General features: G+C 40.0%; 16 protein-coding genes and 5 pseudogenes. 11 read left to right on the top strand and 10 right to left on the bottom strand.

What is annotated here, in order from left to right; genetic code table 11:
* The 3 genes and pseudogenes from IEY34_RS32560 to IEY34_RS32550 all read left to right on the top strand — a co-directional run.
* A pseudogene (locus IEY34_RS32560) lies at positions 1 to 201 on the top strand (aminoglycoside phosphotransferase); the annotation flags it as partial.
* 243 nt (positions 202 to 444) lie between these two features.
* Positions 445 to 1,104, top strand: a complete 660-nt coding sequence (locus IEY34_RS32555) for a creatininase family protein (protein WP_268240209.1) — start codon at positions 445 to 447, stop codon at positions 1,102 to 1,104.
* A gap of 373 nt (positions 1,105 to 1,477) precedes the next feature.
* Complete coding sequence (locus tag IEY34_RS32550) at positions 1,478 to 1,924, top strand: NUDIX hydrolase (protein ID WP_189019898.1); 447 nt, start codon at positions 1,478 to 1,480, stop codon at positions 1,922 to 1,924.
* A gap of 760 nt (positions 1,925 to 2,684) precedes the next feature.
* On the opposite strand, the pseudogene IEY34_RS32545 reads toward IEY34_RS32550, so the two are convergent.
* A pseudogene (locus IEY34_RS32545) lies at positions 2,685 to 2,969 on the bottom strand (transposase); the annotation flags it as partial.
* Here IEY34_RS32545 and IEY34_RS32540 point away from each other — a divergent pair.
* A pseudogene (locus tag IEY34_RS32540) lies at positions 2,956 to 3,257 on the top strand (GNAT family N-acetyltransferase); the annotation flags it as partial. The pseudogenes IEY34_RS32545 and IEY34_RS32540 sit on opposite strands and share 14 nt — an antisense overlap.
* A 247-nt stretch (positions 3,258 to 3,504) precedes the next feature.
* On the opposite strand, the pseudogene IEY34_RS32535 reads toward IEY34_RS32540, so the two are convergent.
* Positions 3,505 to 4,731, bottom strand: a pseudogene (locus IEY34_RS32535) (IS4 family transposase); the annotation flags it as partial.
* A gap of 250 nt (positions 4,732 to 4,981) precedes the next feature.
* Between IEY34_RS32535 and IEY34_RS32530 the strand changes: the two are divergent.
* From IEY34_RS32530 to IEY34_RS32500, 7 genes are all read left to right on the top strand, one after another.
* Entirely contained in the window at positions 4,982 to 5,692 is a 711-nt protein-coding gene (locus IEY34_RS32530; RefSeq protein WP_189019894.1) for a response regulator transcription factor, read from the top strand.
* On the top strand, positions 5,689 to 7,509 hold the full coding sequence (locus IEY34_RS32525; protein ID WP_189019892.1) for a sensor histidine kinase: 1,821 nt from the start codon (positions 5,689 to 5,691) through the stop codon (positions 7,507 to 7,509). The genes IEY34_RS32530 and IEY34_RS32525 overlap by 4 nt, the downstream gene beginning before the upstream one ends.
* Positions 7,510 to 7,597: 88 nt before the next feature.
* Positions 7,598 to 7,990, top strand: coding sequence for an N-acetylmuramoyl-L-alanine amidase family protein (locus IEY34_RS32520; protein WP_189019906.1), 393 nt, complete (start codon positions 7,598 to 7,600; stop codon positions 7,988 to 7,990).
* Positions 7,991 to 8,124: 134 nt separating this feature from the next.
* Positions 8,125 to 9,003 (top strand): carbohydrate ABC transporter permease, encoded by an 879-nt coding sequence (locus tag IEY34_RS32515; RefSeq protein ID WP_229757947.1) that lies wholly within the window; start codon positions 8,125 to 8,127, stop codon positions 9,001 to 9,003.
* Between the two features lie 10 nt (positions 9,004 to 9,013).
* Entirely contained in the window at positions 9,014 to 9,895 is an 882-nt protein-coding gene (locus IEY34_RS32510; RefSeq protein WP_189019890.1) for a carbohydrate ABC transporter permease, read from the top strand.
* A gap of 14 nt (positions 9,896 to 9,909) precedes the next feature.
* Entirely contained in the window at positions 9,910 to 11,073 is a 1,164-nt protein-coding gene (locus IEY34_RS32505; RefSeq protein WP_189019888.1) for an efflux RND transporter periplasmic adaptor subunit, read from the top strand.
* 36 nt (positions 11,074 to 11,109) lie between these two features.
* Positions 11,110 to 12,528, top strand: a complete 1,419-nt coding sequence (locus IEY34_RS32500) for an ABC transporter substrate-binding protein (RefSeq protein WP_189019886.1) — start codon at positions 11,110 to 11,112, stop codon at positions 12,526 to 12,528.
* A 637-nt stretch (positions 12,529 to 13,165) separates the two neighbouring features.
* On the opposite strand, the gene IEY34_RS32495 is transcribed toward IEY34_RS32500, so the two are convergent.
* The 8 genes and pseudogenes from IEY34_RS32495 to IEY34_RS32465 form a co-directional block, all read right to left on the bottom strand.
* A complete protein-coding gene (locus IEY34_RS32495) occupies positions 13,166 to 13,597 on the bottom strand; it encodes a hypothetical protein (RefSeq protein ID WP_189019884.1) in 432 nt (143 codons plus the stop codon).
* Positions 13,598 to 13,854: 257 nt separating this feature from the next.
* Complete coding sequence (locus IEY34_RS32490; RefSeq protein WP_189019882.1) at positions 13,855 to 14,163, bottom strand: hypothetical protein; 309 nt, start codon at positions 14,161 to 14,163, stop codon at positions 13,855 to 13,857.
* 71 nt (positions 14,164 to 14,234) lie between these two features.
* Positions 14,235 to 14,867: a hypothetical protein gene (locus IEY34_RS32485; RefSeq protein WP_189019880.1), complete on the bottom strand. Its 633-nt coding sequence runs from the start codon at positions 14,865 to 14,867 to the stop codon at positions 14,235 to 14,237.
* A 23-nt stretch (positions 14,868 to 14,890) separates the two neighbouring features.
* Positions 14,891 to 15,496, bottom strand: coding sequence for a matrixin family metalloprotease (locus IEY34_RS32480; RefSeq protein WP_189019878.1), 606 nt, complete (start codon positions 15,494 to 15,496; stop codon positions 14,891 to 14,893).
* A gap of 656 nt (positions 15,497 to 16,152) precedes the next feature.
* Positions 16,153 to 16,377: pseudogene (locus IEY34_RS38200) on the bottom strand (IS4 family transposase); the annotation flags it as partial.
* Positions 16,378 to 16,829: 452 nt separating this feature from the next.
* Positions 16,830 to 17,876, bottom strand: coding sequence for a Rieske 2Fe-2S domain-containing protein (locus IEY34_RS32475; protein ID WP_229757949.1), 1,047 nt, complete (start codon positions 17,874 to 17,876; stop codon positions 16,830 to 16,832).
* 104 nt (positions 17,877 to 17,980) lie between these two features.
* Positions 17,981 to 18,736 carry a class I SAM-dependent methyltransferase gene (locus IEY34_RS32470; RefSeq protein ID WP_189019876.1) on the bottom strand — a complete coding sequence of 252 codons (756 nt, stop codon included), beginning with the start codon at positions 18,734 to 18,736 and terminating at the stop codon, positions 17,981 to 17,983.
* A 31-nt stretch (positions 18,737 to 18,767) separates the two neighbouring features.
* On the bottom strand, positions 18,768 to 20,087 hold the full coding sequence (locus IEY34_RS32465) for a WD40/YVTN/BNR-like repeat-containing protein (RefSeq protein ID WP_189019874.1): 1,320 nt from the start codon (positions 20,085 to 20,087) through the stop codon (positions 18,768 to 18,770).
* Between the last annotated feature and the right edge of the window lies 1 nt (position 20,088).

Genomic DNA, 20,088 nt, shown 5'->3' with positions numbered 1-20,088 from the left:
GTCGCGTATAGCTTTTTGCCTCCGGATGCGCGTTCAGACTTTTTCAAAGAATATGGGGATGTCGATGAAGAAACGAAAATATTAGCTCGATTGATAGCCATATACATTCCCATTTTGATCATGATGCAGGCAATTGATTATAAAGATGAAAAGTTGGTTGCTGAAGCAAAAGCGATCATAAAACGTGCTCTCGCTGATTAAGAAATGTCATTCCGCTAACTGGGAACTATAGTTGAATACCACCATTAACGAGCAGGCCCGCGCAGCCTGCTCGTTTTCATTAAACTAAATAGCAGAAGACTTCAATGTGCAATCGCAGGGCTAGTTTAGTTATAATCGTTTTCCACCGCGAAAAAGTAGTACAATTTAATGTGTATTTATGAAACAGAGTCTTTTTAGGGAGCAGTTCTATCGGTAGGGGCAACGGAATAGTTTGGGCCGTACTTGCCAATGCATTTAGATACGCTTATCGCAGAGCTTTACGCTGATGCTTATGGGAGAGAATTGAATGCTTACGTGTTACCTACAATCCCGTTTAATACATCTGAAGAACATGCCAATTTCAAAGGAACTGTTACGGTAAGCCCTAATATTTTAACAGCCATGTTGGAGGAGATTATTTGCAATCTAATAAGACAAGGATTTAAGAAGTTTTTGGTCTGTACTGGACATGGCGGGTCATATTGGGAGGGGGCCTTCGTCAAGCATATTAATTACAAGTACCCTCAGATTATCTTGATTTCCGCAAATCATAATAATCATCTTGCATGGGAAGTAGCCGTTGAAGCGGCAGGTTTAAAAGGCTTGAACGAAATGCACGGTGGATTATTGTCCGTTTGTACAGCCATGTGGCTTTGTCCTGAATTGGTTAAAACCAATTCAATGGGTTCAGACATACCTTCAGAAAACCGTCTTTATGCGGATTACTTAGGATGGGATAAGCTAACCCAGGATGGTTGTTGGGGAAAGTTTGAACAAGGAATTTATTCGAACGAAGAACTGGCTAAAAAAGGTAAGACATTTTGGAACACATTTATTAAAATAAGAACTGAAGGTTTGAAACAAATACTTGAAGAAGGATACCGTCGAAAAATTCAAGAATGATTCCGCTAATGATGAAAGATAGTTAAATTAACTACAAAATAAGTCTGCCGCTAAAATTTGATCGGTAGCTTTATCATTAATTGAGTAAACATTTCATTTTTTTTCTCTTGGATGTGCTATTGGAACAAGTCTACCTTTATTAAATAATATTTTTAACTGATCAGAACCTTGAGGTAGATTCTAACACTTAAGATTAGCAAAAAAATCCATTATAGGTTATTTGATTAAGCGTTGATGGTATTAAGCTAAAGGGCAGATTAGCGTGGTTGCAATTAAGAAGTGGATGAGTGCATTTGTCCATATAACGGACAAGGATGCAAGAAGGTTTTACCATCTTTCCAATGAATACTTGTAGAAATATTGGAGGGATAGAATGCTAAGTCTTTTAAATGGCACTTTTCCGACTGATAAAAAAATTGCTGGTGTACACAGCATACCAATTACCGAAGATGGCTCAATTATTATGGTTTGGGATAAAAATGAGAAGGCGCTCACAACAGTCGGTGGGAGAATTGAAGTTAATGAAGATATTAATGCTGCTTTAAACCGTGAGACAATTGAAGAAGCAGGTCTTATTTTAGAATCTAAAAGAGTACCCATTGCTGCTTGGTATTGGGAGAGTACGGATACATATACTGTTTTTGTAATGGCTAGAGTAAAGGATTATGTAATCATGCCCGATGTGTTTGAAACAACAGGTAGAGTGACCATGAACTTTGAAACAGCGCGCCAAATCATATCGAAAATTGAAGGGGAGGGGTTACGACTTGAGCTATTAGAGATTGCTGAATCAGTATTTAAACAACAATTCAAGAGTTAAAATGCTAACTGGGAACGATAGTTCAATAGAGACTCTATACAAACGATGAGAAAGTCGTATAAGAAGCACAAAAATGGCCCTATAACCTATTTCCTCTTTTTGGATCGAAGAAGAATTCAATCTTGATTGGAAACAAGGAAATTAGGGCCTATTTATTTGAAAGTTGGTTAAAGATAGGTTACATGCTCACTAAATAAGTGATTATTATAAAGATGTCATTGTGCTGACAAATGATGGATCAATCAATATCTTTCACAATTCACAACTTTATAATTTCCATATTAATCAGGTACAAAGATCATTTTTGTTGTCAGTGTAAAATTGAGGTGCCATTTGTTGCTCCGGGTACATGTGGTGGGGTGTTCCTACGTAAGGCATGGTTATTTGCCCAGGGGACATGGGGAAATATGTTCCCTGAGAAGGTTGGCGGAAAAAGAAAGGATTAAAAAAGGGGCTTCCAAAGCCTCCAAAGCCAAACGGGCTTCCAAAACCTCCAAAGGCAAATGGACTTCCAAAGCCCCCGAAGCCAAATGGGCTTCCAAAACCTCCAAAACCAAGCGGACTTCCAAAGCCTCCGTGCCCAAAACCGCCTCCTCCAAATCCTCCGTGAAAGCTCATATGTGTTGTCCTCCGTTTATGATGAAATAGACCTTTGACCATTTATTGTATGGGCTTCTGTCATAAACAGTTCGTAGATAGATGTAAAATAGGCTTGTTGAATTCTCATTAAAACTCGGATAATTGTCAGGGAAACAAACAGTAAGTAGATGACCTCACTATCTACGGTGCTTCGTTTCAATTTGACGTACAGGCCATCGAGGTAAATGACCGAATAACGCTTCTCAAGCGGACGCTTCTGCCACTTCTCAACATCTTCAAGAACGGTTCCGGTGATGTTGCTAACGGTGGTTGGGGAGTATTGTGCGCCAAACATGCTCTCAATAAATCCTGCAACCTCTCGCGTACTCATACCACCTTTGTACATGCGGATGACGGCTTCTTCAAGCCAGCCCTCACGCCGCTGATAAGGCTCAAATGAGTTTGTGGGTTGGTGTTGTACTGGGATAAAGGATGAACTGCCAGCCCTAATAGAGAGATTATGTATGCAATATCAAAAAATCACAGAGGTAAGGGCTATGCCACTCAAGCTGCTCAAGGAATAATTAAGTATCTTTTTAAGAGCACAAATATTGAGGTGTTAGATGCTATAGTTCTTGTTCATAACACGCCATCAAATCGAGTAATACAAAAATGCGGTTTTGATTATCAAAGCATTATTGAAATTGAAAACGAAAAATATAACTATTATAAACTTAGTAAACGTAAGTGGTGAGTCAAACTTTAAGCATTAATCAAGGACGGAACTAACGGTGAACCTTTATACTAGTGAGGAGTAATTTATTGAGGAGTACTCCCTTTACATAGCAGAAGGGCTACTATGTTGCAGTTCTTTAATGCGTTACTGGGTAAGTTTTTAGCAAATCCCAATATCTTTACATAATCTTTATCTGTCCATGTTAAAAATACATAAGAGACCCAAAATCTCAAAAAAATTTCTGAAGGTAAGAATATAATATAACTCAACTTTCGCAGCTTAGATCTTTGAACAAACCCTTGATGTAGCTGGGCAAACCGAAGATCCACTCATGGAGTTGACAAAATACATTGGACTTCTCCCGTTTTGTCTTGGCTTTGGCGATCTGTAAGAAAAATGTCATTAGTTGCTGCAACGCGGTTTGGTAATCCAAATCTCTTACTTCATCTGCAAAAAGGAAAAATAGACCGCCTAGCGATTTGGTATCATTCTCCTGCCGACGTTCAAATTCCATAACTAAATAACGGCTAAATACGACCGTTGTATGGCTGATCAGCATGTCAAATGAACGACCTTGAAATTCAGTTCCGAGCTTAAGATAGCTTTTGGTGAATTTGAAAAAGGTCTCGATGCTCCAACGCATTCCGTAGATTCGAACGACCTCCTCTGCACTTACTGTCAGATCGGTGTTGAGGATCGCCAGCCATTCCCGGCGTTTGTTACGGTTTTGGACAAAAACCAACTTAACAGGTAACCCGCAAGCTGTTTCGACGATGACAGAACCTAAGATTTCATTGTTTTTGTTTTTAGGAAGCGTGCTGTATAGCTCTTTCAAGCTCATCAACTTGTCATTCAAGCGATAGCGTTGTTTCATCTCTTTGAGCATTCCAATAACCGAAAGTCCCATTGTATCAAGCTTCCGAAGTAACGGTGCTTGAGTAAACCAGCTGTCCATCAGCACAAAGTCAGCTGTAAATCCAGCAGAAAGTGCACGCTGTAACAAGTCTACGACGGCGTCTGGCTTACGGGTGAGAGCCTCTAGCCGACGTTTGTACCCATGACTGCGCTTGTATAGATGTTCTTTCATTTCGCAAATTCGATTCACCAGTTTGGCCGAAGAAAGCATGACGAAGTCAATTGGAGCAAAGCTAAACCCGTCTGACCAACCGAGCGTTAGCATGGTAAACCCCTTGGTGAAACGGCCAGTCGTATGGTCGAATACTCGAGCTAGCAGCTCGGCTTTCTTACTCCGATTACGGTTTAAAACGGAATCATCGATGATAAAAACACGCGTCCGCGAAGGAGCAATAAGCGATTCAAAGTGCTGGATGATTTTTAAAGCAAAGCTATGAAGAAACTTCCGCCAAGCGAAAGTGACTTGATTAAGAAAACGATAGATGACGTCTTTTCCAGGTAGCGACGCACCACGCTCACTCTCCAAAAGACGAAACCAATTTCGACCTTCAAACACGAGAGAGAACAAGATAGAAAAACGTATTTTTGCCTGTTCAGACAAGGGTTTTTGGTGTAACATATGAATTACAACACCTTTCTTTGTTTGCATGGTTGCTCGATACTTCCATGATACCAAACAAAGAGGGTGTTTTTCTGTCAAGAGATGCCTATTTTTCTTCTATACTCTTACAGCGGCAAGGAATTAGACTGCTTTCTTAGGTGCGAAAGTTGAGTAATATAATAAGTTATCTGTAGATCTTTGGCTCAAAAGCGGGGTAGGAGAAGTTATGCAAAAAACAATTTTAATCGTAGAAGACGAAGATATTCTGCGTGAAATTATTAAAGATTATTTTCTGAATGAAGGTTATCAGGTATTAGAAGCTGCAGATGGGAAAGCGGCATTAACCTTATTTCAAGATCATGAGATTCATTTAATTATTCTTGATATCATGTTACCAGAGTTAGATGGCTGGTCGGTTTGTAGACGGATCAGGAAGACATCCAATGTTCCAGTCATCATGTTGACTGCAAGAGTGGATGAGGATGATACGTTACTGGGATTTGAGCTAGGGGCAGATGATTATGTGACAAAACCGTATAGTCCAGCTGTATTACTAGCTAGGGCCAAACGACTGATAGATAGCAGGAATCGGGAAAATCGACAATCTGAAGTCCTTATGTCACATATAAATATTGAAAGTGATACAATAACTGCTAATGAGCTTCGAATCCATATACCTTCTCGAACTGTATCCGTAGATGGCGAGAATATATACCTGACCTACACAGAGTTTCAAATATTAGCGTACTTAATGCGAAATAAAGGGATTGTCATAACAAGGGAACAGATTATTACTAAAATTTGGGGATATGAATACGAAGGGGATGATCGCACCGTAAATACCCATATTCGTAATTTAAGAAGCAAGCTTGGCGATAAATCCAAACTGATAACAACCATCGTAAGAACGGGCTACAAGTTTGAGGGGAACTTATGAGGACAAGTATTGTAGTTAAATTGTTTACTTTGACAACCATGCTATGTCTTTTCATTTTAGCAACCATTTATATGGGACAAACGATATTCTTCAAACAGTACTACGCAAATAGAAAAGTGAATGAAATCCAATCTAATATTCAAGCATTTAGGAATGATTACTTGAAAAACGTTGGGAATATCCTTGCCATTCAGAAACTGGAGCAGGATTTTTATCGTCAAAACAACACTTGGATTACCACATTAGACAGTCAGGGGAACTTAAAAAATACGAATGATTTTTATTTGGAAGTAAAAATAGATTCACCTAAAGTGAATAATGAGTTCTTCGGTAAAACGATTTCAGTTCTTCTTTATAATATGATAAACATCAATGAGGTTTTAAATACAACTCCAAGTCAAGTAATATCCTTGTTGGCTCCCAAGGCTCGTGTTATGATTTCTGAGTATAAAAAGGGGGCTGACTTAGTTCCATATCGTGTCCAATTGGAGAAAAGTAATATCTTTTGGACAAATGAGAAAATCACCAAAAAGATGGATGACCTCACGCTAGATATTAAATATTCAAGAAAGGAAAAGATAGAGATCCCTGAAATTCAACTTAGTGGAGCGATTACCAAAGTCCTATTTCCTAACGGAAATGAATCTTCGAGCTTCATTTATACGAACAGTTTATTTATGGACCGAATTAAAGAATTTCAAGCCAACTTGCTATTCAATGAGTCGCATATTAGCTTTGATACCTTACAAATTCTTGATTTCACACAAAATGACGTAAAGTACAAGCTGTTCATTGACCAGATCAAAGATCAAGCGGGAGTAACAAGCTACATCTTTTCAATGGCCTCTTTGCAGCCGGTCGATGAAGCCGTTCAAATGCTAAAAGATTATTATTTGTACATGATCGCTTTAGTGATCCTTCTTATTGTTCTCGCTGCATTGTATTATTCGAGAAAGATTGCCAAACCTTTGCTTCAAATTAATCAGTCGGCGAAAAAGATCGCAAGTTTAGATTTTTCGGAGACCATTTCGATTAGATCCAAAGATGAGATTGGGGACTTGTCTCAGAGTATCAATTCACTCTCCCAAACCCTTCATTCCTATATCAAAAAGCTGCAAAATGACATTGAAAAAGAGAAGCAACTGGAGCATACAAGGAAAGAATTTATTTCAGGGGTATCCCATGAGTTGAAAACGCCTCTGAGCGTCATGAAAAGCTGCATTTCAATTCTGAAGGATGGCGTTGCCACCCATAAGAAAGATCACTACTTCAAAGCCATGGAAAAAGAAGTCGATAAGATGGATCTCTTGATTGTGGATATGCTCGAGCTTGCTAAGTTTGAGTCTGGAACATATAAAATGAGGATGGATACGTTCAGCATTGATAAGCTCGTGGAGGAGATCTGTGAGAAGCTGTCTTTGGAGTTCAGGAATAAACAGCTTCATGTACACACCCAACTTGCTGCAGTTGAAGTTATCGCTAATCAACACCGAATCGAGCAAGTCATTACGAATTTTCTGACCAATGCGATTCGCTACTCACCCGTACATGAGCATATTTTCATTACGATCAAAGAAGAACAATACCGAGTCAAGATTAGTATTGAAAATAAAGGAGCTCACATCCCCGCGGATCAATTAGACAAAGTCTGGGAGCGATTCTATCGCGGGGATAGCGCACGCCAACGTGCACAAGGCGGAACTGGACTAGGGCTGGCCATTTCCAAAAATATATTGGAATTGCATGGCGAACAATACGGCGCCGCGAACACAGAAGACGGAGTATTGTTTTTCTTTTATTTGAATAAACAAGCGTAATGAAGCTGAATAGACACTTTCAATGACGGAATACCGTTCGTCATGAAAGTGTCTATTTTTTTGTCGCCATCATCTTTATCTTCTCTTTATTTCAACTCGGCTTTATCATGAGAAAGATTTTACACTTCAAACAGCTCAAAATATCCAGCGGGAAATAACAAAGAGAACTGGAGCGAAAGTCATTTTGACAAGTGATAAGGATGAATTTTTGACCTTAGACGAGCGAGTTGAAATCGCGAAAAACCATGCAGCCGATCTATTTATAAGTATTCACTATGATGCGTATACCAGCAATGATGTATCAGGCATAACTACATATTACAATAAACCGGAAGATCAACAATTAGCAAAAATGATGCATAAGCAGCTCTTTAAACAAAAGATGGATATAAGAGATCGTGGAGTGGCACAGGAGAACTTGTTTTCGGAAATGAAGCGGCGGAAGCAAAGCCACGGCAATCCCAACAACTTTCGATATTAAATGTTTTTGTCTTCTTCATTTCATCTTCATTTCATCTTCATTTCATCTTCATTTCATCTTGATCTGATCTTTATTCGCGCCTATTAAGATACTTTTATGACAACAAGGACTTGGCTTCATTAAGGAGGGTGTGCATGAACGTATTGCTTAGACGGTTGATGCGAAAACAAGGCTTCATCGCCATCGGTTTTCTAGCGCCAAGCGTGATTGGCTTCGCCGTGTTTTATCTAATTCCGTTCGTGATTGGTACCGCGTATTCGTTTATAGATAGAACGAGCGGCGGTTCGTTTGTCGGGTTTGCCAACTATCATGCTGTGCTGGCTAGCGCTTCTTTTCGCCAAGCGGCGATGAACACGTTTCTGTTTACTGCCGGGAGTGTACCATTATTGGTCGTGCTTTCGTTGCTGCTGGCGCTTTTCTTGAACGGGAATGTCTACTTCCGTAATTGGCTGAGGACTGTTTACGTAATGCCGCTTGTCGTTCCGGTTGCTTCGGTCGTCATGATTTGGCAGATTCTATTTGATTGGAACGGCTCGCTCAATGCTTGGCTGCATGCTCTTGGGGCTGAGCGGATCGACTGGATGAAATCGGACTGGGCAAGAGGCGTGCTGTCTGTCGTCTATTTATGGAAGAACCTCGGCTACAACATGATCCTGTTTCTGGCCGGATTGCAGGGCATTCCGAAGGATTATTACGAAACGGCGGATCTGGAAGGAGCAGGCCCGATTCGCAAGCTGATCGGGATTACGCTCGTCTATCTAACACCGACAATGTTCTTCGTCGTGCTGATGTCGATCATGAACTCGTTTCGAATATTCCGGGAAACGTATTTGATAGCCGGAGATTACCCGCATGACAGCATTTATATGTTGCAGCATTATATGAACAACATCTTCTTGTCGCTGGATGTGCAGAAGTTGACTGCAGCCGCGGCATTAATGGTTTGCTGCATATTAGTTATCGTCTCCGGTATGCTCGCGATGGAGCGGCAATTTAGAAGATTTATGGAATGAAGGGGGATGAATGGTGAAAAAGCAGGCTTTTCTTTATAAAAGTACGTCATCGTTGGTCTTATTCGTCTTCGCGGTGATTATGCTGCTTCCCATGGTTATCCCTCTCACGAATTCGCTCATGACAGAGGACGAGATCGGACACAACTACAATCTGATTGGTCAGATGACAGATGTGGCTTCAGGGGGAAAAGACTTATTCGTCAATTTGAAGCTCCTTCCGGATTGGGTGTCCTTTGAGCAATACACGAAGGTGCTCCTGGAGACTCCGACCTATTTGAATATGTTCTGGAACTCGGTTCTTTTGGTTGTTCCGATTATAGGAGGGCAGGTGGCGGTCGCCGCACTTGCGGCTTACTCATTCGCGAAACTGCAATATCGAGGGAGGGATTCCTTGTTCTTCGTGTACTTGATGGCGATGCTTATGCCGTTTCAGGTAACACTGGTTCCTAACTATATCATCGCCGACAAGCTAGGGCTTCTGAACAGCGCCGGTGCGATCATTTTACCCGGGATCTTCTCTGCCTTCGGCGTGTTTATGCTTCGGCAGTTCATGCTCACCATTCCGAATGCATATGTAGAAGCAGCCATCATGGATGGTGCTGGACATTTGATGATTTTCTATCGAATCATCTTGCCGTTAATTAAGCCTGGATTAGCAGCGCTCGTCGTCCTGCTGTTTGTGGATTATTGGAACATGGTGGAGCAGCCGCTTATTTTTCTGGACGATGGCTTTAAACAGCCTCTATCTCTCTATTTATCGCAGATCCTACAGGAGGCAAAAGGAATTGGGTTTGCAGCATCCGTGCTTTATATGTCTCCGATGGTGCTTTTATTTTTATATGCGGAATCGTATTTCATTCAAGGCGTACAGCTGTCCGGCGTTAAAGGGTAAGGAGGAACCATTACATGGAGTTGCATGCGGCAGAAGGAACGGATAGAGGCCCGAAACGAAAGCTTCGGCTATTGTTTGTCCTGTTTATTAGCGTTTTACTTATTCTCACGATATACAGCAATACTTTACTTACAATGAACTTGCCCAAGGCATGGACGGAAGAAGCGAAACAGGGGCAGCTCGTTCAACATTACAGCGACAGCAGTGTGCTTCAACCGGTCAGTGAAGTGGAACTTTCAAACAAGGCGGGATGGAACGTCAATAACGTATTGGTCAAAGAGGGGGATCGCGTAACCAAGGGGCAAGTGCTTGTAACCTACGATACCCAAGAAACGGAGACCCGCATTCAAGATCAGCAGACGAGTATAGAGCGGCAAAGATTGACGATAGCAGGCATACAGGAGCGTTATGTCGAGGCCGTACAAAGCGGTGATGATCCGAAAATTCGCGACGCAAAACGGGATCTCGAATTATCGCGTCTTGATATGGACGTTTTAGAACGGAATCTGAGAAATATGCATATTGATTTGGAAAATAAAAAGCAAATCGTAGCTCCATTCGAAGGTTTAATCACGAAACTAGCTGCCGTAATAGGCCTTCCTTCTGGAAGTGCCGGGAGTGATGTGCGTATATCGAATTCAAGATTTGGTTATCAATTTACTCTGCAAGTTCCATCCTCAGTCATCGAGTCCTTCAAACTTGGAGACAAGCTAAACGTGAAGGTGGTAATTAAAGGAGTTGCCCAAACCTTGGAAGGTACTCTTACAGAAATAAAGAATGCAGAATCGACTAATCGGAACTTACCTGCCACTATCGGTGGCGGAAGCAGTTCATCCCCGCCTGTTGATCAGAAACGAGTACTTGTGACGGTAAAAAGCGAGGATTTACAGGGGGGTGAACAAGCAAGTCTGAATATGAATAAAACCTCTACGAATGACAATGGAGTACTGCTACCTGCAAAAGCTATTCATGGCGAGGGCTCTACCAAATTTATTTTTATCATGGCAGAAAAGAAAGGGCCTCTTGGCAACACCTATCATGCGAGCAAAGTGTTCATCGAAGTTGGCGATACCAATGAAGAGGAGGCGATTGTCCTTAAGGGGGCTTATCCCGGTCAGGTCATCATAACGGATAGCAGCGAGCCTCTTCAAGATGGCAGCAGGGTTAGACAGAAATAAATATGTATAGATGATGATAAGGAGCGAGTGTTAACAATGAAAAAGTGGATAGGTATACTCATGAGTTTGGTATTCGTCGTGAGCTTGACGGCTTGTAGTGGCAGTAGAATGGATAGCAGCAACAAACCGGTAAGTAGCAGTATTGGAAATACAGAAACACCCGGCACCACAAGTAGTTCAGGTTCTACAGGGAAAGACGGGTTCATAGAGGATGAAAGCAAAGACAGCAAGAAAACCATTGTCGTTTCCATTCTTTCGACAACTGATTTCTACAAACAAGCGAAACAAAAATATGAAGCAACGCATCCGAACACAACCATTCAATTTAAGGAGTTTAGTCCAGCGACTAATGGAAGTGGGGTCATGAACCCTGCTGAGGTGGAGAAGTATATCAAACAATCCACTACAGAGATTTTGTCGGGCAAAGGAGCGGATCTATTCGCTATTGCTACAGTCGACTTGCCGATTGAGAAATATATTGGCAAAAAAGCTTTTGTAAACTTAGACGAACTCATAAAAAAGGATAAATCCTTTGATCCAAATCTTTATTATAGGAACATACTCGATAATTCAAAAATAAGCAGCGGTCTCTATGTTCTGCCGACCAAATTTTACTTGCAAATGTTGTTTGGAGATACGAATGCTATCCAAAAATCCGGTGTCGCCATCGATGATAAGAATTGGACATGGAGTCAGTTTGCAGACGTAGGGAAACAACTAGCGGCTAAAGGGGTTCACGCCTACTCGTTAGACATGTTGGAGCCCGAGGAGATGCTTAATTCGCTTGTGTCGGACAATTATGCCCAATTGGTGGATGGAGCTAGCCGTAAAGTGAATTTCGATTCGGCAGTCTTTACGGATCTGCTTAAGCATGTAAAAAGTTTGTACGACGAGAAAATCATATCTGCCAAACCCCTGCCAACTAAAGATACCAACTTTCGTCTATCCGAAATATATTCACCAAAAGATTATTTGGCTCGTCTCGCTTTATATTATAAAAACGGAACGGTTTACCAAAAGCCGCATGCGGCTGGACAGAAATCGGGGGTCGCATTCGGAGGGCTTCAAACCATTGCGATGAATTCAAATTCAACGATCAAAGGAACGGCGTGGGATTTCATGAAGTTCCTATTATCCGAAGAGATGCAAAGTATACCGCAACAAGACGGCTTCTCCATGATGAAATCTGTAACTGAAAAGATGATGACAGATTTAGCGAATGATGCGAAAAAAGGAACGATTGATACAGGGAAAGGCGGGGTCCTCCAAGTATCGGACAAGGATTTGCAGTCCATGAAGACCATGATCTCCGATGCAAGTCTCGCGATCACGCCAATGAATAAAGTTCAAACGATCATTGCCGAGGAAGCCAAAGCTTATTTCACAGGACAAAAATCCGCCGATGACGTTGCCAAGCTCATTCAAAACCGAGTGACGATTTATATAAATGAATGATAATGATGCAACTTCCTCACTCAGACTCATGAATTCGCAGGGCTTCACCTTGTTGAAAGTGCGAGAGAAGAGAGTACGCGGAGGAGCCGGTAGCTAGGGACGGTAGAAAGGCATGCGGGAACAAATGTGTGGTTTTCAACACGCCCATATCATTCCATATTATGCACGTCTCCACGGTCTCGATTAGCCATGAGAATTCGTAGCCCCTCATAGGCTTCCGGATGAAAACGAACAGGGGAGTAGTACCGTTTTTGATCATATCTGCAATGACAACCTGGCTGAAATTTACCGTTTTAATCCATACGTTTGCGGGTGGTGTCAGCTACGCTGGTATTACCCCAGGTAGGTTGGCTTTCGCTTGCCCACAATCTGCCCAAGGTAGCAGCTGTGATTAGTAAGTGAAATCCAAAACAAACTGCAAAACTATCGCCCCAAGAATGTAAGACGGAAGCTCATAGAGAAAGATAACGGTAAGATGAGACCGCTTGGCAAATTCTACAACCATAGCTATTGTCAACCGACATAACGGCAAATAAAGGCATGGTGTTTTTTCTGGTTTACATACATATGTATAAAATACGGGGTTTATTCATTACGCAGAAAGCATGTTCCATTACTTGGGAGGTTTAAACCAAAATCACCTCCTACGAGAAATATGTAATTTCCGAAAATACTCCGATCGTGATTGAGCAAACCCATTCTTAATGCTCTCATCCACAAATAACCATTCATGAACCGGAAGGGTAATCGACACCTTAAGAGCTTTTGTTGGTTCTTTTGGATCGTCTAGCGCCTTTGCAGAGCGCTTAGATAGCTTCTTAAGATCAGGATGTTTCTCATAAGCCAAAGAGACCTGATAATTGAATTCTTCGATCATGCGGTCAACATAACGCCGATAAGTCGGAAGCAACATGTCATTACGATCTGCGAGTTTACGAGACTGCATAGCTAGGTTGGTAAAATGCCCAGCTTGAATATGAGAACTACGCTCACGTAACCGTTTGACAAAGGGCTTGGCCGCAGTAATAATGGCTTGGAGTTCATTTCTTAAAGCTTCACGTTGATCCATGAAAATTTACCAAAGGGAAATAGAACTTTTAGGAGCAAAAGTAGCAAAAAAGTCTGACCACGGAAATAACCGTAATCAGACTGCGCAAGAACTCCCGTATGTACATATGTGTAAAATACGGGTTTTGTGAATATGTATAACTTTATTAACAGCAAGGCCGGTTATATTCAGAACAGCTAATGGGCTTTAATTTTAATGATCGGAGAATATTAAATTATGCCAATGTATCAATTATAAAGGTAAAAAACTTAATAGGCCTAGTTAGTAGCTCTAAAATATACATCACCTTTCTTTATAGCAATCGCTTTCTGTTGATCTTCACCAACTATTCTATATAATTTACTCCCTACTTCTGCTGAATTTGCTTCGCCATTATTTTTTGGCAAAGGATGCACTCTTTTATTTGTCTCACCTATTTGCTCTCCAATATCTTTGGATGGTACGGTTTCAGCAGATTCAGAATAAATGACATCACCCCACATGACTTGTGCAGGATAGGAACCTCTGGACTGATCACATGCAGTAAACAATGAAACGAAAATAAACATATAGATAATAATTTTCAACAGTGAACACCTCACTTTTTTTTTTGCAGAAAACCATCCTTGGAAGTACCAAAGGATGGTTCAATATTATACTATGGTTGATATAATTTTGCATCTTTCATTTTAGGTCTATCCTTGAATTTTTCTATCTCGTTTGGTATTTCATTGGTAAAAGTTGAAGGATCGATCTCATCTCTTACCCCTTTGAAAATCTTCTTATCTGCATTTTTTTCTTTTAAATTATATTTACCTTGGAGCATTCCAGTTAGGATATAGTAATCTTCTTTTGTATTAGCAACATCACTATCATCTCTTGAAAGGAAGACAAGAACCTCTTCCCCTTTTTCAAAACTTGGATATCCTTCTGAAATAACTTTCACATCTTTAGTTTCCCCTGAGTCAATTCTGATCACTACAGAATCACTTTTGGTAGGATTTCCTTTAAAAGTTTTGTTTACTGACACAACTATGTCTGTTTGAAGAATGTTGCTAACCTCCGCGCCTCTACTCCCCCCAGGATTACTCCATTTACTAAGTAGAACTTCAGAAACCGTCCCAGAAACGATGACATCAGCTTCACCAACTAAAGTCGTCTTATCCTTATACGGAATAGAACCATCTGAATGAATCAGTTCCTTACCCAACAAGGTTGGAATCAACTGGAATGATAATGCTCCCACAACTAGGGATGCAGCAAATATAGATGCAACCATTTTCTTATTCATCTTTTTATCATATCCCCTCTTAATTAATATAAGGCTTTAATCCCATTAATATCATCAGTATCAAGTGTTGCACGAGTTCTATCAGCATACGTGGAGTATCCCCACATCGTTTTCTGCGAATCCCCAGACCCATATAAATCATCCAACCCTGCAGCATGACCAAACTCGTGTGCCATGTTATCCTGAACATCGTATGTATTTGGTGTTAGATTATTTGACCAGGCAAATGATCCATTAATATCTATATCAACATGTAGTGTATGGTTATCAATCCAAGGATAAATATATTTATAAGTTGTAGTCTGCGCTACATATTTATTTAAGCCCCTGTCTCCCTTAGTTATTAAATTTGTATAGTCATCTACTGGATATGTGTTAGTAGAAGTTGTAGGCCCATTTGGATCAATAATATTTTTACTAATCTCCCCCTGACTTACTACATTCCATGGCGCTGCGGAATTGGAAAAAGCAGTATATGTAGCTGGGTCGAAACCATTCCACTTTGTAAATGTGAGTGGTGGACTACTAATACCGCTGGAGATTGTACCATAAGCCCAAACCGAGCTAACACCAACAGTTAAGCCAATAACTGTAGTAAGAATTACTGTTACTATTTTTTTTGCTTTCATACAATATTCCTCCCCTAATAAAACTTATTTTAATAATATGCTATGCACTTGTGAAACTCACTCTTGGTAATTCTGGTTATTGCTTAAACCAAAAAGCATAAGTTAATAATCTGACACTTTCTTTGGTAAAACCAAGTATTAAGAGAATTCAGCTAAAGTAAATTGACTTTTTATCAGGCCTGACTCTCTCAGTATACAAAATTTCCCTTTAATATAAATGCATCCCATTTCCTAATTTTACCTTAAAATTCACTATTAAGAACCCAAGCACTGGTGAAATATACCCAGTTACTCTAAATAAATTGTCGAAATATAAGTCTATTAACCTTTTGTAAACGACAAAAATCACCTATTGATACTCCCCGTTTGGTCCGGCATCGTACGAAGAAGAATGAAGCTTCCTCGCTATAGTCCATGGCTATGTCTGATCAATAGAAAACTGGTCAATACTGCTTAGTAAGAAGATTAATAGGGGCGGTATGACAAATGTGGACTTCAATGAGCAGTAATGACCACTGGCTTCCGAAGTAACGGTGCTTGAGTAAACCAGCTGGTACAAACGTCGGCTAGAGGCTCTCATCCGTAAGCCGGACGCCGTCGTAGACTTGTTACAGCGTGCACTTTCTGCTGGATTTACAGCTGACTTTGTGCTGATGGACGTCTTTTCCAGGTAGCGACGCACCACGCTCACTCTCCAAAAGACGAAACCAATTTCGACCTTCAAACACGAGAGAGAACAAGATTTGAAACACAGCTAAACTGGACGGACCAAACGGCTTGTTAATTCCAGCTTTTCGTAAGAGTTGACCAATTTGTAAGGTTGAGAACAAGATAGAAAAACGTGTTTTTGCCTGTTCACACAAGGGTTTTTGGTGTAACATATGAATTACAACACCTTTCTTTGTTTGCATGGCTGCTCGATACTTCCATGATACCAAACAAAGAGGGTGTTTTTCTGTCAAGAGATGCCTATTTTTGTTCTATACTCTTACAACGGCAAGGAATTAGACTGCTTTCTTAGGTGCGAAAGTTGAGTTAATGAATAAACAAATTAATATAATATGTTGTTTTAGGGTTGAACTGACGGAAACGACAGCGTAATAGCAAAAACCAGTCTAACACGTTTTTTCGTGTTTAACTGGTTTCTTTGTTTATTTCGCCGCGTTGCACTGACCTTTACAAAAAGCGACGTTCGCCGGTGGCTGCTTCTTATAGGAGAAAACGGTCATTTGGAAGTCGTTCAAATCACTTTTATCCAGCTGTCTTCCCTTACGAAAAGTTACTTGAGTTATATTGGCCACATAAGTTATCTAAACTTTTAGCAATCAATTCCTTATGTCGTATAAGTTCGTCCGAGCCCTATCTCGTTAAGAAGCTGCCTATAAGCAATGGATGTGCGATCAGCTGGAATATGGGCTTCGGCCTGCAGATCAAGCGGTAAATCTTCGGGAGTCTGTGATTCGACCATTTCGCGGTCCTCCTGAAAGACTTGTAGATTAAACTTGATGGTGTCTTCAACGGGAGTATCTTTATCGAAATTCCGCGAAATTGGACTAAATAACCGTGTATAGCGGGCAGATACCGGCGATGCGCAATTCAAAATCATCAGCTTTCCATCGTTTGGAAAGTAAACCGTTAGCGACGCTGCAAACGGAGGAAACACCCGAAATTCTCTAAGCCATTCAAATCCCTCGGGCGCAGGATTATCCTGACCTTTTCCGTAATTGCTAACCGTACTCCAATATTCGGCAAGTAATTCATTCCCTTCCCGCTTGACTTTGTATTGCGGTACTTCGGTGTTATTACGGTCACCGAATGTTTCTGTATGCACATAAGCAAAGTGCGATACATCTAAAAAGCCTTCTAGCTGACGCCCGGCCGAACCGGCAATGTCGAAGCTCGGAGGCAATACATTGACATAATCCGGATCATCCCAACCTATAAACTGGGGTATCTGCTCTTCACTGGATAAAATAGATGTCCAAATCAAGCCGTATTTTTCAACTACCGGATAGACAATTAATTTTAATTTAGGCGAAATTTTAGCATCGGGATGCGCTGGAACTGAGGTACACTTGCCTTCGCAGTTATAACGAAAACCGTGATAAGGACAAACGATTTCCCCGTTCTCAACCCAGCCCTTACTAAGGGGAGCACCTCGATGAAAACAAAGATCACGAGCAACAACCACCCTCTCGTTGCTGCGGTAACAAACGAGTTTCACATCCAAGAGCTTTATACCGATCGGCTTTTCTGTGATTTCGCTTGCTTGAGCAACTGGATACCAATATTGGGCCAATACTTGCCAATCCTGTGGTGTGAACGTACAGTCACGGGGAAGTTGGATATCTACGTTCATTTCCTTGTTTTCAGATATCATCATCGGGCTCACCTCACGGTTCATTATCATTAAGGATGATATTTGTTAGAAATGTTTATAAAAAAACCGCCTAAAGGCGGAAATTAATTTTAAGCTAAATTAAATTAAATTACTTTTTCTCCGTATAAGACAAAGTTCCAAGAAAATCTTCTCAAAAATTTAAAGTGCGTTAACATAAACCCATCAACGTCTTGCAGGAAATTATAACAAATATTTGATTCCATTGTATTCGTCGTGTTTGCTTTTCGGATTTTCTTAATCCCAATCGACAATGGTGTTGTTAGATGGAAGGTTTCTAAATCAGTCACTTTAAAATAAGGATTAAATTCTGTTATCTCAGACCACTTTATGTGTTTTTTGGGCATCATATAGGGGTTTTCAATGTTGGGACGAAACATCCTATAGAGCATTACAAATGGATTGCCGTAAAGGTTTTCAAGAAACACTATCTTTCCATTTGGTTTAAGAACACGATGTATTTCTGAAAGTGCTGTTTTTCGATCTACATATTGAAGAACACTAAACGACGTAACAATATCAAACGTATGGTCTTGAAAAGGCAATTTCTGAATGTCTCCATTCACAAAGAAAGGTTTCTTATATCTATCTTTGGCTTCATTTACTTTGGTAATGTCTACCTCCACGCCATAAACGTTATTGCTTATATTAGACATTACATTTGTAATTAAACCAGTGCCACATCCGATATCTAAAACCATACTTTCCTCTTTCATACATGAATCAATATAGTAAAAGGCACTTTTAACCATCGTATTTAAAAGATAAATAAAGGTATCCTCGCTATCCATAACACTGTTTAGCCAAATATCATGCAGTTTCTCTGGTTTATTGTTATGCAACGTATGGTCGCCCTCCTAGTTACCGTGGAAATTAATCCAATTTGATTTTAAAGGTTCCAATGATACGATTATTTTCTTTATTGCATATGGAAGCTAGAAAGTAATTTGTTGGATTTAACGATGCTGATCGTATTTCAATCTTACATTTTAAACCGTCATATTCAATAAAATTGAACCATGTTTCTCCATTATCATTAGAATAAAACAAAACTGCTTTAGCATCTTGCCTTCCTAAATCATTTACAGAGTTCACCCAAACTTGGTTTCTATTTCTAGATTTCACATTAACAATACTGTAAATAGGGTTACGTCTTATTGGATCTGGCAAAGTTTTTTTGCTCATTTTTATGCCGTCTACTGTTTTTATTATAAAATTCGTCCCACCTAAATAATCACTTCCGAACAGAACCCCATCCGTTAAGGAAACTACAGAAGTGTATCCTCCTGTATCTATGTGTCTTTTATTTATTAATCGCCACCCACGTTGATTGGCCGAAGACCTTACTGAATAATTTTGCATGGAATCGTTTATCCACACTCGTTTTTTATTGTCACCATCTGTTACGAACAGCTTCTTAAGGTAGCTGCAATACCTAATCATATGAATATGCTTATTGGCTCCTTCCTTAATAAAGAAATCCGATCTAGTAAAATTTTCACTATTATTTGGGCAGTAATAAATATAAGCCACATTCTTCCAGCCTTTCTTTTCCACCCATACATTCGCATACTCACCAAGGAAAATAGTCCCTTTGTCATCTTCTGTTATTCCATAATTATGAATAAATACACTATGTGGAGTGCTTAGTTGTAAAACGACATTGAAAGTTGCTCCGTTATCTTTACTTTTGTATACGTTTCCATCACTACATACATAAATGTTGTAATTATGACTTACATAAATTGCATCTATGCATGAAGAAAATGTAAAAACATCTGTATAAGTAGTACCTTCGTTGTTACTTCTAACAAGAACATTTAATCTATTGTTGGCCACCCCTAGCATCTCTTCGTTGCTAACGATATATACAAGTGTCCAAGAAACAGGAAGTAACTCGCACGTCCCCCCCTCAATTTTCCAGTTAAATTTATCTCTATCTAACATTTCTTCATCAGAATACTTTAAGCTCGAGATATTCATCAAATGAATAACATTTTTTCTGTTAATTTTTAAAAAATGCACTATTTCCCAAACTAAAAATGATAGGAATTCTTCAAACTTTTTATTAATAAATAAGTATAAGATAAATGTTTTGGATCTCCTGATTATTTCAACTAGTAGAGGAAGACCTCTGAGGTTAAGAAAACTAGCAAACTCTTTCGTAATCTGCGGGATTTTTGTTTTGGACATA

Source organism: Paenibacillus marchantiophytorum (assembly GCF_014640555.1).
In the GTDB taxonomy this organism is placed as follows: domain Bacteria; phylum Bacillota; class Bacilli; order Paenibacillales; family NBRC-103111; genus Paenibacillus_E; species Paenibacillus_E marchantiophytorum.
Note: the sequence above shows the minus strand (reverse complement) of the source record. Positions and strands in the feature narration are given on the sequence as shown.